Here is a 13,132-nt window from a genome sequence, read left to right as displayed (position 1 = left end):
GCCTTCGAGCAGCGCGTCCTGGATGTCGTCGTAGAACCGCGCCTCGACGATCAGCACCCGCGCGCCGGTCACGTCAGTCTGGTCTTCAAAGGGAGCGCGCCGCGCGTCTGCCATTTCGTGCCTTGCCTTATCGAAGCGTCATCGCCGGGCTCGACCCGGCGATCCATCATCTTCAAAGACGATGAACCGCGTTCTTGTTAAGAGGATGGATGCGCGGGTCAAGCCCGCGCATGACGGAGACCTATTTCGTCTCGCTCAGCCGTGCCGCATAGCGGGCCATCAGGTCGACCTCGAGATTGACCTCGCTGCCCTCCTGCCAGCCGCCCAGGATGGTGGCGGACAGCGTGTGCGGGATAATCAGCACCGAGAAACGGTTGCCCTCGACGGTGTTGACCGTCAGCGAGGTGCCGTCGAGCGTCACCGAGCCCTTGGGGGCGATGAAGCGGGCCAGCTCCGGCGTCGTCTGAAGCGTGAACCGCGCCATGTCGGGCAGCTCCTCGCGCGTCACCACCCGGGCGATGCCATCGACATGGCCGGTGACAATGTGGCCGCCGAGCTCGTCGCCGATCTTCAGCGCCCGCTCGAGATTGAGCCGCGTGCCGACCCTCCAAGACTTGGCCGTCGTCAGCGCCAGCGTCTCGGCGCCGGCATCGACCTCGTACCAGGTCTTGCCCCCCGCTTCGCCCTTGCCGACCACGGTCATGCAGATGCCGTTAGAGGCGATCGAGGCGCCGTCGGCGATGCCGCCGAGGTCATAGGAGCACAGGATGCGCAGGCGATGCAGCTGGCCCTGCGCGGTCGGCGTCAGCGCCGTGATCTCGCCGATGTCGGTGACGATGCCGGTGAACATGTCGGGTCTCTTTAGGCCGGTTCGAAGATGGTGAGATGATCGTCGCCGATCGGCTCGGTTTCGCGCACGCGCCAGGCGGGCGACGCGGTAATGGCGGACAGTGGTAGCGTCTCCAGCGGGTCGATGCCGTCTGCACCGATGCTGATCGGCCCGCGCAGCAGCCGGATCTCGTCGACGAGCCCGGCCGCCACCAGCGCGCCGGCGACGCGCGCGCCGCCTTCGACGAGGAGCCGCGTCACGCCCTTGTCGGCGAGCGCGCGCAGCACGGCGTGCAGCTCCAGTCCGGGCGTGGTGGCGCAGTCGGCGACGTGGATGATCTCGGCGCCGGCCGCGCCGAGCCGCATCGCCGCGGCGGCTTCGGCGATCTCGGACGCCATCAGCCACAGCGGCGTGGTTCGCGCCGAATGCACCAGTCGGCTGTCGCTCGGAATCCGCAAGCTGCGGTCGAGCACGACGCGGATCGGCGACTGCGCCGCCATGCCAGGCAGCCGGCAGGTCAGGTCCGGATCGTCGGCCAGCACAGTGCCGATGCCGACCAGGATGGCGTCGGCCTGCGCGCGCCACAGATGCACCCGCGCCCGCACTGCCTCGCCGGTGATCGCAATCGGCTTGCGGCCCGGCAGCGCGATCTTGTCGTCGGCCGACACCGCAAGCTTGAGCACGACGTGTGGCCGACCGTCGCGGACGCGGTGAATGTGTCCGGCGTGGTCGCGCGCGGCCTCCTCGGCGCAGGCGCCGACGCTCACCCCGATGCCGGCAGCGCGCAGCCTGGCATGACCCTGCCCGGCCACCAGTGGATTGGGATCCTCGATCGCCGACACTACGCGGGCAACGCCGGCCGCAATCACCGCGTCGGCGCAAGGCGGCGTGCGGCCATGATGCGAGCACGGCTCCAGCGTGACGTACAGCGTGGCGCCGCGCGCGGCGTCGCCGGCGCGGCGCAGCGCCTCGACCTCGGCATGCGGCCGGCCGCCGTCCTGGGTCCAGCCGCGGCCGACAATGACGCCCTCCTTGACCAGCACGGCGCCGACGGCGGGATTAGGCGCGGTGCGCCCGAGGCCGCGGCGGCCGAGCGTCAGCGCCAGTTGCATGAAGCGGCGGTCGACATTGGCCGAAGCTTTGGCGGCCTTGTCGGCGGCGAGCTTGGCGCCGTACTGCTCTTCCAGAATCCGGAAGATCATTTGCGGACCAGCGCCGGCCGCACCTCGTCCTCGTGCGACAGCTCGCCGAGCACGGCTTCGAAATCCTTGGCTTCGCGGAAATTGCGGTACACCGAGGCGAAGCGCACATAGGCGACGTCGTCGAGCTTGCGCAGGTGATCCATCACGATTTCGCCGATGGTCTCCGACGAAATGTCGGCCTCGCCGCCGCTCTCGAGCTCGCGCACGATCGCCGAAACCATCTGCTCGACCCGGTCCGGTTCGACCGGCCGCTTGCGCAGACTGATCTGCACCGAGCGCACCAGCTTGTCGCGATCGAACGGCACGCGGCGGCCGTTGCGCTTGATGACGGTCAGTTCGCGCAGCTGCACGCGCTCGAAGGTGGTGAAGCGGAAATTGCACGCGACGCAGACCCGCCGCCGCCGGATCACCGACGACTCCTCGGTCGGTCGGCTGTCCTTCACCTGGGTATCGAGGCTGTTGCAGTTCGGGCAGCGCATCGCTTGTCCCCTCACGTCATGCCCGGGCTTGACCCGGGCATCCATCCTTCTTCGCAAGATGATGGATTGCCGGGTCAAGCCCGGCAATGACGAGTCCTACTGATAAATCGGGAAGCGGTCGGTGAGCTCCTTCACCCGCTGCTTCACCGAAGCCTCCACGAGCGGGGCGCTGCCTTCCGGCGATTGCGCAATCGCATTCAGCACTTCGGCGATCAAGTTACCAACCTGCTGGAACTCGGCGACGCCGAAGCCGCGGGTCGTCGCCGCCGGGGTGCCGAGGCGCAGGCCCGAGGTGACGAACGGCTTCTCCGGGTCGAACGGGATACCGTTCTTGTTGCAGGTGATGGCGGCACGGACCAGCGCCTTCTCCGAGACGTTGCCCTTCAGCCCCTTCGGCCGCAGGTCGACCAGCATCAGGTGGTTGTCGGTGCCGCCCGAGACCAGATCGAAGCCGGCCGCGCGCAGCGTTTCGGCAAGCGCCTTGGCGTTTTCGACGACGTTCTTCGCGTAAACCTTGAAGTCGGGCTGCAGCGCTTCCTTGAACGCCACCGCCTTGGCGGCGATGACGTGCATCAGCGGGCCGCCCTGCAGCCCGGGGAAGATCGCCGAGTTCAGCTTCTTAGCCAGCGCCTCGTCGTTGGTGAGGATCAGGCCGCCGCGCGGCCCACGCAGCGACTTGTGGGTGGTGGTGGTGGTGACGTGCGCGTGCGGCACTGGCGAGGCATGGACGCCGCCCGCCACCAGGCCGGCGAAGTGCGCCATGTCGACCATGAAATACGCGCCGACGCTGTCGGCGATCTCGCGGAAGCGCTTGAAGTCCCAGGCCCGCGGATAGGCCGAGCCACCGGCGATGATCAGCTTCGGCTTGGCCTCCTCGGCCAGCTTGGCGACCGCATCCATGTCGATCATCTGGTCCTCGCGGCGCACCGTGTAGTGCACCGGCTTGAACCACTTGCCGCTCATGTTGACCGGGGCGCCGTGGGTGAGATGGCCGCCGGCGGCGAGATCGAGGCCCATGAAGGTGTCGCCGGGCTGCAACAGCGCCAAAAACACCGCCTGATTCATTTGGCTGCCGGAGTTCGGCTGGACGTTGGCGAAGCCGGCGCCGAACAGCTTCTTGGCGCGCTCGATCGCCAGGTTCTCGGCGACGTCGACGAATTCGCAGCCGCCGTAATAGCGGTTGCCCGGATAACCCTCGGCGTATTTGTTGGTCATCACCGAGCCCTGCGCTTCCAGCACCGCGCGGCTGACGATGTTTTCCGAGGCGATCAGCTCGACCTCATGACGCTGCCGACCGAGCTCGCCCCGGATGGCGGCGGCGATCTCGGGATCGGCCTGCTCGAGCGAGGCGGAGAAGAACGAGTCGGGCGCGGAGGCGGGCTTGGCTGATGTGCTCATGGGCAATGTCTCCACCGCCGCAGCCGGCGAACAGCCTGGCGACGAGCGGTCATCGGGTATTGGGCGGAAGCGCGGCTGCCGCATAGCACATCCGGCCGTTCCGGCCAAGGACGAGCCATGCGGATCAGCCCATCATTTAGGCCGGCTTCCGGGTGGTGGACCAGATATGGTGGCTGAGAGGCGGTTGCAGGAGGGGTGCCTTTGCCTGACTATTCTCAATTCGCGAGTTTGCGCAATATCACAACCGGCCGCGAGGAATTGGGCTAGCGTTGATTGACCCGTTCAGCATCACGCCCTTGTATGCCCTACAGCGTCTTCCTTTCGCACGGCTGGCACGACCGTTGGATCGCACGGCAAATGGCCGCGATCATCGTCGAACGCACTGGCGCGTCCGCCTTCATCGACATCTTCGACATCCACAGCGGCGATCGGATCGAGGAGCGGGTCCATACTGGCGTCACCGGCTGCACGGAACTGGTATCGCTGCTGACGCCGTGGTCGGTCGATCGCAATTGGGTATGGACCGAGATGGCGGCCGCTTGGACCTTGAAAAAGCGCTACGTCGGCGTGATGTTTGGTGTGAAGCTCGATCAGATCGAACGAGACCACGGCGGTCTGGCAATCCTGTCACCGACCAAGGTCATCACTTTGGACGAGTTCGACGACTATGTCGGCGAACTCGGAAGACGCGTGAAGGATGTCGATCATGTCTGACAACGGCAAGCGCGTGTTCATCTCCTACGCTCACGAGGACCGCGCCTTTGCGCGACAACTCGGTGCACTGATGGAGCAGCGCGGCGTCGCGGTGACGTCTAACGAAGCGAACGCGACCCGCGGTCGCCGGGTTGACGATGTTCTGCGCGAAGCCATCGAGCGCGCAACGGCCTTGGTGTTGCTGATCCCGCAGCAGACCGTCTCCGACCGCAACATCACCTGGTTCGAAGCCGGAGCCGCCAAGACACTCGGCAAACCGGTGCTCGCCGTCCTGCCCCCTGCCCGCACCCCTGGCTCAACCGAACTCCCGACCGACCTCGCCGGCCTCCTCGTCCTCGACGCCGACCGTCGCTCGCTCGATAGCATCGCCGACATGCTGGTTCAGGCGGTGCCGGGGGAGCAGATGGCGATGGCGACAAATTAGTGAACCTGCGCATATCATATTGCTGCCCCTCACGGCTCATCAGTTTTTGATGCGCTCTTTGAAAATCTGCTCAACTTCTGGCGTAAGCCTGCAATCTGAAAAAGAGGAGCCGCTGAACCATCGTCTATCGTGATGTGCTTCGGACGACATCTGGCTTCTTATCAGTCCGAATTGGGAGTGATCGGGGGCCCAAACGTACTTTACGGCGTTTCTCACCACTTGCTTGTTGCAGTTTGAGACAAGATCGCGCGGCGGCATTGCTTCGATTGATCGAAAGGTCTCCTGCGTGTTCGTGGCAACGAACAGAATTGTCGGGCTTATGGGCAACGCTATATGGCTCTCCGGGTAGCCAAGTCCATTAGTCATCACAACGGGCCGATCGGAAGTGAGGAGACGATAGCGTGAGTAAGATAAATCACAGACGAACCATTTCATATTACTTATGAAATTCAACAGGCTGGGATTGTTGATGAAGCGTTGTATCGTCAGAAGACTTTGTCGCTCGACGAAGGTCGCGTCATAGTCGGGGAGCGTTGGTGCTTTTGGATTGATGGTAGCCTGCTTTGCTTTCGCTTCCTCCCAATGTTTTGGCATCGCATCGCCGAAATTCTTCTTGGTATCTGCTACAGCGCTCGGAGAGCGAAGGAGGATGCCAAGGATGAAGCGGGACCATGCCACTCTCATCTGGATTGACCAATTAGCCATGTATTTTCTAAGTAGCCGTTTGTGAGCGTATGATGCGAAATCATCTAGCTGCTTAAAGAATTTCGTTTCAATTTGCTCAGCGACCTCGTCTGGTAGTCCTGGAAGGCGGTGCAATCCTCGAACGAACCCCGTCGCATCGGGGTAAGTTAGCTTGGGCTTTACAACGTCGCCAAAAGGGCGGCTGAACTCAATCAGTTGTCCTGTATGACGACGCGTCCACTGTCTGAGATAGAAGACAGGTATGTAATGATGCTTCGGAAGCTTCGACGCCTTTTGAGCCATGGTGAAATTGATCTCGCATCGCGAGCTGTAGAGGCTGCACCAAATGAATACGTGAGTTGAAAGGTCAGCTAGCCATCGAGCCTCCGTCCACGCCGATGGTGGATCGATGATGGTGGAGGGCTCCGCCTCTACATCGTCTCCTGCTTAGCCCCGCACTCCTTGCAAGTATAAGCCACGCGCGTGACGCCCTTCGGCGCCTTGACCTTGTTGGGGGCGCCGCATTTGCCGCAGGTGGTGTTGATGACGGTGTCGCCCTGCTTCACCGTCACGTTGCGGGTCGCCATCGCCTCGCGCATCAGCCGTTCGGCTTCTTCGCGCATCGCCTTCTTGTCCACGTCGTCGTCCTTCTGGCTCGGCGCGGCCGCCCGATCGGCGGCGCGCCGGATATTTGTGTGCTGGGGCGCCGGCGAAGCTGCCGCGCGGTCCCGCTACTGTGCCAGGGCGTTGTAGCGCAGCGGTGTGACCTCGGCGCGGTGAATCCGGCGGGGACGCGGGATTTCCGGTTGACAGTTCCCGAACTAGGAATATCGTCCGTTCAGTCCTGTCCGTGAGGGGCGCTTCTCGAGGGCGCTTGTGAAGCGGGACAGATCACACCGCTGGGCAACCGGCGGGGTCAATGTCCGGCGAAGCTGGCGCAGGCCAGCGAAGCCGGGTGGATGCGGTCCCCGCGGTCGTGCTTCGCAGGCGCGATCCCGGGCGGCTTCGGGGCGACCGGTCCCGGCCCACTAAGAGGCCGCGCCGTTCTCGGTAGGCCGCGCAAAGGCGAACGGCGGGAAACCGTCGGGATGGAGCCGGTGGCTCGGGCCGATGCGCGTACGGAACCGGTCCGAGGCCGAAAAATGCCGCGGTGGGCGCGCCGATACGGCGTTCCGCGCGATGGTCCGCAAGGCCATCGCAAACAAACTCCAGCTTTGCGCCGCCGGCGCGCCCCCGCCCCTCGCTGTGAAGCGACCGGCGCACCACTCGGGCTCGATCGAGCCGCGAGACGGAATTGGCGTGGCTGTTTGGCTGCGTTGTTCGGACGACGTACGAGACGTTGCGTATCCTCCCTCACAAACGTCATCGCGCGCGAAAGCGGGCGACCCAGTATGCCAGTGCGTTCGTTATCCAGCGCAGCGATTCAACAGCAGCTCTCTGGGATACTGGGCCACCCGCTTTCGCGGGTGGTGACGGAAGTGCTGGGAGTTGTCGCGGAGGACCAAACCCCTCGGCAGAACGAAGACATCATCGCAGCTAATAACATGGCGGACTAACAACTAACTCACCGCCTCACCCTTCCCCAACTCATCCAGCTCCGTCAGCCGCTGCATCAGTACCTTGAGCTGCTGCCGTGCGAAGGCCCAGATCTGCTCGTTGTCGGGGCCGAGCAGATAGCGGTGCAATCGGGCGATGGCCTGAGTGAGCTCGCGGCGCTCGATCGCCATGTAGTCGTCGACGAAATCGCGGCCGACCTTGCCTTGCAGCCCTGCGAGCCGGCCGGTGCGGACCAATGTCGGCGTGTCGGGGAAGTCGATGCCGAGGCCTGTGAAAGTATTCAGCTTGACGATGCGGGCGTCGCGTTGCTGCGCCAGCGCGGCCTGCTCATACGCGAAGCGCCGCATCGTGTCGTCGCCGCGGCCGGCGACGAGCCCCGCAAGCTGCATGTCGACCATGTCGAGCTGATGCAGTTCGCGCAGCACGTCGGGCCCGTTCGGCGGCCAGCCGACCAGGGTCTTCAGTCCGAGTTGTTCGATGAGGGAATGTTTGCGCGGCGTCTCGGCGTTGCCGAGGACGCCGGCCAGGATCACAAAAGCAGGAAGAACGGCGACGAGGGCCCCCAGCCAGCGCACCGCGCGGCGCCTTGCTTAGAGGCCGGTATAGCCGGCCTTGACCGGATCGTTGCTGCCGTCGAGCTGGCGCAAGTACACGAGGCCGCACACTGTCAGACGGTTGTCGTCGGTCTCGCCGGCCTCGAACAGCGTGCGGATATAGGTCTCGACCTTGCCGCGCACCGCGGCGGCGGATTCGTTGCTGGTAAGCAGTCCATAGGTCTGGATCACGCGGTCGATGGCACGTTGCATGCGAACTCCTTTTGTAAAGCTCAGGCTGCGAGCTGCTGAGACTCGAAAGCGGTGATCGCCCGGTTGGCGAGCCGGATCGGATGGGTCTCGCCGCGCTGGAAGAGATACACGATGGTCTCCAGCAGGCGGTCGTGAGTCGCGGACGTATCGGGAATGATACCGGAGCGGCGCAGATAGTTCGCGGCGATATCGTAGGCCTTGCCGATGATGTCGACGTTCATTCCTCAGCCCTCGTCCGAGACGTGTTCACCGCAGCGAAATGCCGAAAGCCGCCGTCGGTTGCCGAGTTAAGTCGCATTGCGGCAAAAGGTTCCCCTGTTCCCGGGAACGATTTTGCGTTGCGCAAAACAAAACGGCCCTCCTTGCGGAGGGCCGAGGCGAATGAGCCTGGAGAGCTCGGGAGAGACGCGTGCCTGCTTGCTGCAGCGGCGCGGCGGGGGCCGGCCGAGACGTCGGCGCGCTCCCGGTTCGTGTCAGAGCCGATACAGGATCTGATCGGTCCAGAACCGCTCGAGCCGGTGCAGCGACTTGTTCAGCGTGGCGAACTCCTCGCTGGAGATGCCGCCGACCTGCTCGACCGTCTTGACGTGCTTCTGATACAGCGCGTCGACGATGCGGCGGACTTCCTGGCCCTGCTCGGTCAGACGGATGCGCACCGAACGGCGGTCGACGCGCGAGCGCTGATGATCGAGGAAGCCGAGTTCGACCAGCTTCTTCAGATTGTAGGAGACGTTGGAGCCGAGATAGTAGCCGCGGGTGCGCAGCTCGCCGGCGGTCAGTTCCTTGTCGCCGATGTTGTAGAGCAAGAGCGCCTGCACCGAGTTGATATCGGCGCGGCCGCGGCGATCGAATTCGTCCTTGATGACGTCGAGCAGGCGGCGGTGCAGACGCTCCACCAGAGTGAGCGCTTCGAGGTAGAGCGGCTGAACCGGTGCCTGGTTGGCCTGCACATGCGCGGCGCTGTCCGCCGCGGTCGCGACTGCTTTGATCATGACACTTCCCCTGTGGTCTTTGCGACCGACTTATTGACGAAACTTGTGTCCCGTCTGATAGGTCCAACTTAAGGGGGCGGTTTGAACATCGGCTTAAATAAGACAATAAAGAGATCATGAATTGCGCACAGTGAATCTCATATTAAGCCTGCAAATCGCGGGCTTCTTGCAACCTTTCATTGACGGATCGGGGCTGCAAAAGGGGTTTTTCGCACCCCGCTGTCGCATTTGAAGACAGCTTCGTTCGAATTTGAAAGGTTCGCGTAACGGATGTCGCTCGGCGCTTTCATATCCCGTTAAGCGCGTCGCAACGGGATGTGAAAGATCGCCGAGAGCTTTCTTAAAGCATGTGCGGCGTCACGCGACGCCGCGGGTGCGGCCTTCCCAATAAGGTGCGCGCAGCACCTTGCGGTCGATCTTGCCGAGCCCGGTGACCGGGATCGCCTCGACGAAATCGATCGTCTTCGGCGACCACGGCGCGCCGCGCTTGTCCTTGACGTGCGCCTGCAGTTCCGCGGCGCCGACATTGGCGCCTTCCTTGAGCACGACGAAGGCTTTGACCGCCTCGCCCCATTTGCCGTCGGGAATGCCGATCACCGCAGCGGAGGCGACCGATGTATGCGCCATCAGCGCATCCTCGACTTCGCGTGGATAGATGTTGAAGCCGCCGGAAATGATCATGTCCTTGGTGCGGTCGACGATGTAGTAGTAGCCCTCTTGGTCCTTCACCGCGACATCGCCGGTGTGCAGCCAGCCGCCGCGGAACGCTTCGGCCGTCGCCTCCGGCCGCTTCCAGTAGCCGTCCATCACCAGCGTGCCGCGCACGCAGATCTCGCCCGGCTCGCCGACACCCACCTCGCGCATGTCGCTGTCGAACAGCTTGACGTCGACCAGCGGATTGGGCCGACCGCAACTGCCGAGCCGGCCGGGCTTGGTGTCGTCGTGATCGATCTTGCGCATCGAGGTGATGACCTGCGGCGCTTCGGTCTGTCCGTAGAGCTGCACGAAGATCTTGCCGAAGATCGCCATGCCCTCGCGCAGCCGGTCGGGCGACATCGGCGCGGCGCCGTACACGATCATGTCGAGCGACGACAGATCGTAGCGCGCCCTCACCTCCTTGGCGTCGATCAGCGCGTAGATCAGCGTCGGCACCAGGAACACCGCCGTGATCTTGTCCTCGGCGACGACGCGGCAATACGATTCTATTTCGAAGCCGGGCACCAGCCGCGTGAAGCCGCCGCGCATCATCACCGGATAAACGGTGACGCCGGCAGCGTGGCTGATCGGGGTGGCGGCGAGATAGCGGATATCCGACGGCCAGTCCCAATCTGCATAGAGCAGCGCCGCCATCGTCGTCAGCGCGCGATGCGGGATCATCACGCCCTTGGAGCGGCCGGTGGTGCCGCCGGTGTAGGCCAGCCAGGCGATGTCAGAGGTGACGCTCTCGTCGACCAGCGGCGCCGGTTCGACCGTGTCGAAGCCATCCAAAAGGTCGCGCGCGTCCTCGACGGGGCCGAACGACAACAGATGCTTCAGGCCCGGCACGCGGCCGCGGATGGCAAGGCCGCGCGCGGAGAACTTGCCGCTCTCGACGATCAGCGCGTCGATCTCGGCGTCCTCGATGATGAAGGCGTGGTCGTCTTCGGCGGCGAGCGGATGCAGCGGCGTGTAGCGCAGCCCCATCACCGTGGCGGCGCAGATCGCCGCCCACGACTCCGCGCGGTTGGAGGACAGGATCGAGACGGCGCTGCCTTTGGCAAGGCCGATGCTGCGGAACAGCGTCATGAATCGGCCGACCGCCTCGCCGAGTTCGCGATAGCTCCAGCGCACTCTGTCGTCTGCGATCGCCGGCCGGTCGGCGTGGCGCTGGATGGCGTTGACGATCAGGCTGCCGCCGGTGCCGCCGGAATGAAGCTGGTCCATGGTGAGTCCCCTACCCTTTAGGTTGATTTGTCGTCGCGCCGGCTCGATCGGCCGGCGTCGTCGGTTCGAACTTTGCTCCTATGGCGGGCGCTCGCGGGCGGCCATCCAGGCCAGCACGAGATACGCGGCGAGCAGCAGCGCATCGACGCTGACCACCAGCAGGCTGCCGCCATAGATCGACGGAAACATCAGCTCGATCACCGCCATCGACACAACCGTGGTCAGCCACACGACGGCGCCCCACGGCGTCGCCAGCCACAGGCCGACGGCGGCGACCAGCTCGATCACCGCGAAGTACACGGTGGCGGTCTGCCAAGCCATGGTCTGGACTTCGAAGGCGTCGTCCTCGCCGCCGACGAAGCCGGTGATCTGCGCCCAGTGATACAGCCCCTGCGCGATCGACAAGAGCGCCATGGCGCGCAGGAACAGCACCAGGCGGCGCGTCCAGTCGTTCTCGTGGTTGTCCGGCCGGTCCGGCGAGATCGCCGCGACCGAAATCGCCGGATCGCGCGCCGGCGTTTCTCGGGACGGGATGTCGGACATGAGTTTGTCTCGCGGCTGCAACACGGATTAGGGTTCTAGGCCCGGCCGGCGGGCGAAATCAATCGGCTGTGATCGGCACCGCCGCATTCAATTGCGCCAAATCAACGGTGCGATGACGGCGGGGTGCGAAAATGTTATCTGTATCCCACCACATCGCACAGCCCACAGGGAGAGTTGGCACCATGGCGATCAAGTTCGGCCGTCCGATCGAATTGCGCGACCCCTCGCCGCGGCCCGCCTCTCCGGCTCTCGACCTCACCGTCCGCCCCCGCCGCAACCGCAAGACCGAATGGGCCCGCCGCCTGGTCCGCGAGAACGTGCTGACGACCGACGACCTGATCTGGCCGATGTTCGTGATCGACGGCAGCAACCAGCGGGTGCAGGTCGCCTCGATGCCCGGCGTCGAACGGCTCAGCGTCGATCAGATCGTGCGCGACGCCGAGCGCGCCGCCAAGCTCGACATCCCGTGCATCGCGCTGTTCCCGTTCACCGAGCCGTCGCTGCGCGACGAGCACGGCAGCGAGGCCTGCAACGCGGAAAATTTGGTCTGCAAGACCGTCCGCGCCATCAAGAAAGAGTTTCCGCAGATCGGCGTGCTCTGCGACGTTGCGCTCGATCCCTACACCAGCCACGGCCATGACGGGCTGATCGAGGACGGCCGTATCCTCAACGACGAGACCGTCGCGGTGCTCGTGCAGCAATCGCTGGTGCAGGCGCAGGCCGGCTGCGACGTGATCGCGCCGTCCGACATGATGGACGGCCGCATCGGCGCGATCCGCGAGGCGCTCGACGCCGCCGGCTATCTCGACGTGCAGATCATGGCCTATGCGGCCAAGTACGCCTCTGCCTTTTACGGCCCGTTCCGCGACGCCATCGGCTCGGCCAAGGCGCTGACCGGCGACAAGCGCACCTATCAGATGGATCCGGCCAACACCGACGAGGCGATCCGCGAGGTCGAACTCGATCTCGCCGAAGGCGCCGACATGGTGATGGTCAAGCCGGGCATGCCGTATCTCGACATCGTTCGCCGCGTGAAGGAGACCTTCGGCGTGCCGACCTTCGCCTATCAGGTGTCGGGCGAGTACGCGATGATCGCCGCCGCGGCCAACAACGGCTGGCTCGACGGCGACCGCGCCATGATGGAAAGCCTGCTCGCGTTCAAGCGCGCCGGCGCCAACGGCGTGCTGACGTACTTCGCCCCGGCCGCCGCCGAGAAGCTCCGCCAGCAGGGCTGACAGGGGCGCGAATCACCACGCACCCCAGTCGCGGCGATCCGACGCGGCACTCCCGATTTCGGCATTGTAATGTGGCCGCAACCTTGCAACCGGTTGCGGCCATATCCATGTCGAACGCGGCATTCGATGATGGTGCCGGCGGGAGTCCGATCATGTCCGATACAGGTTCGAACTATGGTCCCAGCGGCAACGGCTGGCGCAACGAAGCCGACATCCGGCCGCATGCTTTCGATCCGTGGGCCAATCCTGAACTATTCCAGGGCGTGCTCACCAAGCGGGTCTTCGCTTTCCTGATCGACCTGATCGTGCTGTCGATCCCGGTCGTGCTGGCTATCGGTCATGCGAC

At 64.4% G+C, this 13,132-nt stretch carries 15 protein-coding genes and 2 pseudogenes; 4 read left to right on the top strand and 13 right to left on the bottom strand.

Annotated elements, in window-relative coordinates; genetic code table 11:
- The 5 genes and pseudogenes from I5M_RS18090 to glyA all read right to left on the bottom strand — a co-directional run.
- Positions 1-114, bottom strand: a pseudogene (locus tag I5M_RS18090) (6,7-dimethyl-8-ribityllumazine synthase); the annotation flags it as partial.
- A 127-nt stretch (positions 115-241) separates the two neighbouring features.
- A complete protein-coding gene (locus tag I5M_RS18085) occupies positions 242-850 on the bottom strand; it encodes a riboflavin synthase (protein ID WP_022722688.1) in 609 nt (202 codons plus the stop codon).
- Between the two features lie 11 nt (positions 851-861).
- Positions 862-2,031 (bottom strand): bifunctional diaminohydroxyphosphoribosylaminopyrimidine deaminase/5-amino-6-(5-phosphoribosylamino)uracil reductase RibD, encoded by a 1,170-nt coding sequence (ribD, locus tag I5M_RS18080; RefSeq protein WP_022722687.1) that lies wholly within the window; start codon positions 2,029-2,031, stop codon positions 862-864.
- Complete coding sequence (gene nrdR / locus I5M_RS18075; RefSeq protein ID WP_031336909.1) at positions 2,028-2,510, bottom strand: transcriptional regulator NrdR; 483 nt, start codon at positions 2,508-2,510, stop codon at positions 2,028-2,030. The genes ribD and nrdR overlap by 4 nt, the downstream gene beginning before the upstream one ends.
- Positions 2,511-2,606: 96 nt before the next feature.
- A complete protein-coding gene (gene glyA / locus I5M_RS18070) occupies positions 2,607-3,908 on the bottom strand; it encodes a serine hydroxymethyltransferase (RefSeq protein WP_022722685.1) in 1,302 nt (433 codons plus the stop codon).
- A 300-nt stretch (positions 3,909-4,208) separates the two neighbouring features.
- Between glyA and I5M_RS18065 the strand changes: the two genes are divergently transcribed.
- The gene (locus tag I5M_RS18065) at positions 4,209-4,622 is read left to right on the top strand and encodes a toll/interleukin-1 receptor domain-containing protein (RefSeq protein ID WP_022722684.1); all 414 of its coding nucleotides are present in this window, start codon (positions 4,209-4,211) and stop codon (positions 4,620-4,622) included.
- Positions 4,615-5,046, top strand: a complete 432-nt coding sequence (locus I5M_RS18060) for a toll/interleukin-1 receptor domain-containing protein (protein WP_031336907.1) — start codon at positions 4,615-4,617, stop codon at positions 5,044-5,046. Before I5M_RS18065 ends, I5M_RS18060 begins: the two co-directional genes overlap by 8 nt.
- Before the next feature lie 39 nt (positions 5,047-5,085).
- Here I5M_RS18060 and I5M_RS31485 read toward each other — a convergent pair whose 3' ends face one another.
- The 8 genes from I5M_RS31485 to I5M_RS18020 form a co-directional block, all read right to left on the bottom strand.
- Positions 5,086-6,033, bottom strand: coding sequence for a DUF4238 domain-containing protein (locus I5M_RS31485; RefSeq protein ID WP_083909615.1), 948 nt, complete (start codon positions 6,031-6,033; stop codon positions 5,086-5,088).
- Positions 6,034-6,161: 128 nt separating this feature from the next.
- Positions 6,162-6,368 carry a hypothetical protein gene (locus I5M_RS18055; protein WP_022722682.1) on the bottom strand — a complete coding sequence of 69 codons (207 nt, stop codon included), beginning with the start codon at positions 6,366-6,368 and terminating at the stop codon, positions 6,162-6,164.
- Between the two features lie 921 nt (positions 6,369-7,289).
- Complete coding sequence (locus I5M_RS18045) at positions 7,290-7,862, bottom strand: DUF4142 domain-containing protein (protein ID WP_022722680.1); 573 nt, start codon at positions 7,860-7,862, stop codon at positions 7,290-7,292.
- Positions 7,863-7,877: 15 nt separating this feature from the next.
- A complete protein-coding gene (locus I5M_RS18040; protein ID WP_022722679.1) occupies positions 7,878-8,093 on the bottom strand; it encodes a hypothetical protein in 216 nt (71 codons plus the stop codon).
- A 20-nt stretch (positions 8,094-8,113) separates the two neighbouring features.
- A complete protein-coding gene (locus tag I5M_RS18035; RefSeq protein ID WP_022722678.1) occupies positions 8,114-8,314 on the bottom strand; it encodes a hypothetical protein in 201 nt (66 codons plus the stop codon).
- A gap of 252 nt (positions 8,315-8,566) precedes the next feature.
- Positions 8,567-9,085 (bottom strand): transcriptional regulator LdtR, encoded by a 519-nt coding sequence (ldtR, locus tag I5M_RS18030; protein WP_022722677.1) that lies wholly within the window; start codon positions 9,083-9,085, stop codon positions 8,567-8,569.
- A gap of 357 nt (positions 9,086-9,442) precedes the next feature.
- Positions 9,443-11,008, bottom strand: a complete 1,566-nt coding sequence (locus tag I5M_RS18025) for an AMP-binding protein (protein ID WP_022722676.1) — start codon at positions 11,006-11,008, stop codon at positions 9,443-9,445.
- A 78-nt stretch (positions 11,009-11,086) separates the two neighbouring features.
- Entirely contained in the window at positions 11,087-11,551 is a 465-nt protein-coding gene (locus I5M_RS18020) for a DUF6163 family protein (RefSeq protein WP_031336905.1), read from the bottom strand.
- A 182-nt stretch (positions 11,552-11,733) separates the two neighbouring features.
- Between I5M_RS18020 and hemB the strand changes: the two genes are divergently transcribed.
- Positions 11,734-12,786, top strand: coding sequence for a porphobilinogen synthase (gene hemB, locus I5M_RS18015; protein ID WP_022722674.1), 1,053 nt, complete (start codon positions 11,734-11,736; stop codon positions 12,784-12,786).
- Between the two features lie 152 nt (positions 12,787-12,938).
- Positions 12,939-13,132: pseudogene (locus I5M_RS18010) on the top strand (RDD family protein); the annotation flags it as partial.

The sequence above is a fragment of the Rhodopseudomonas sp. B29 genome (assembly GCF_000333455.1).
Classification (GTDB): Bacteria; Pseudomonadota; Alphaproteobacteria; order Rhizobiales; family Xanthobacteraceae; genus Rhodopseudomonas.
This window is presented reverse-complemented; position numbering and strand designations above follow the sequence as displayed.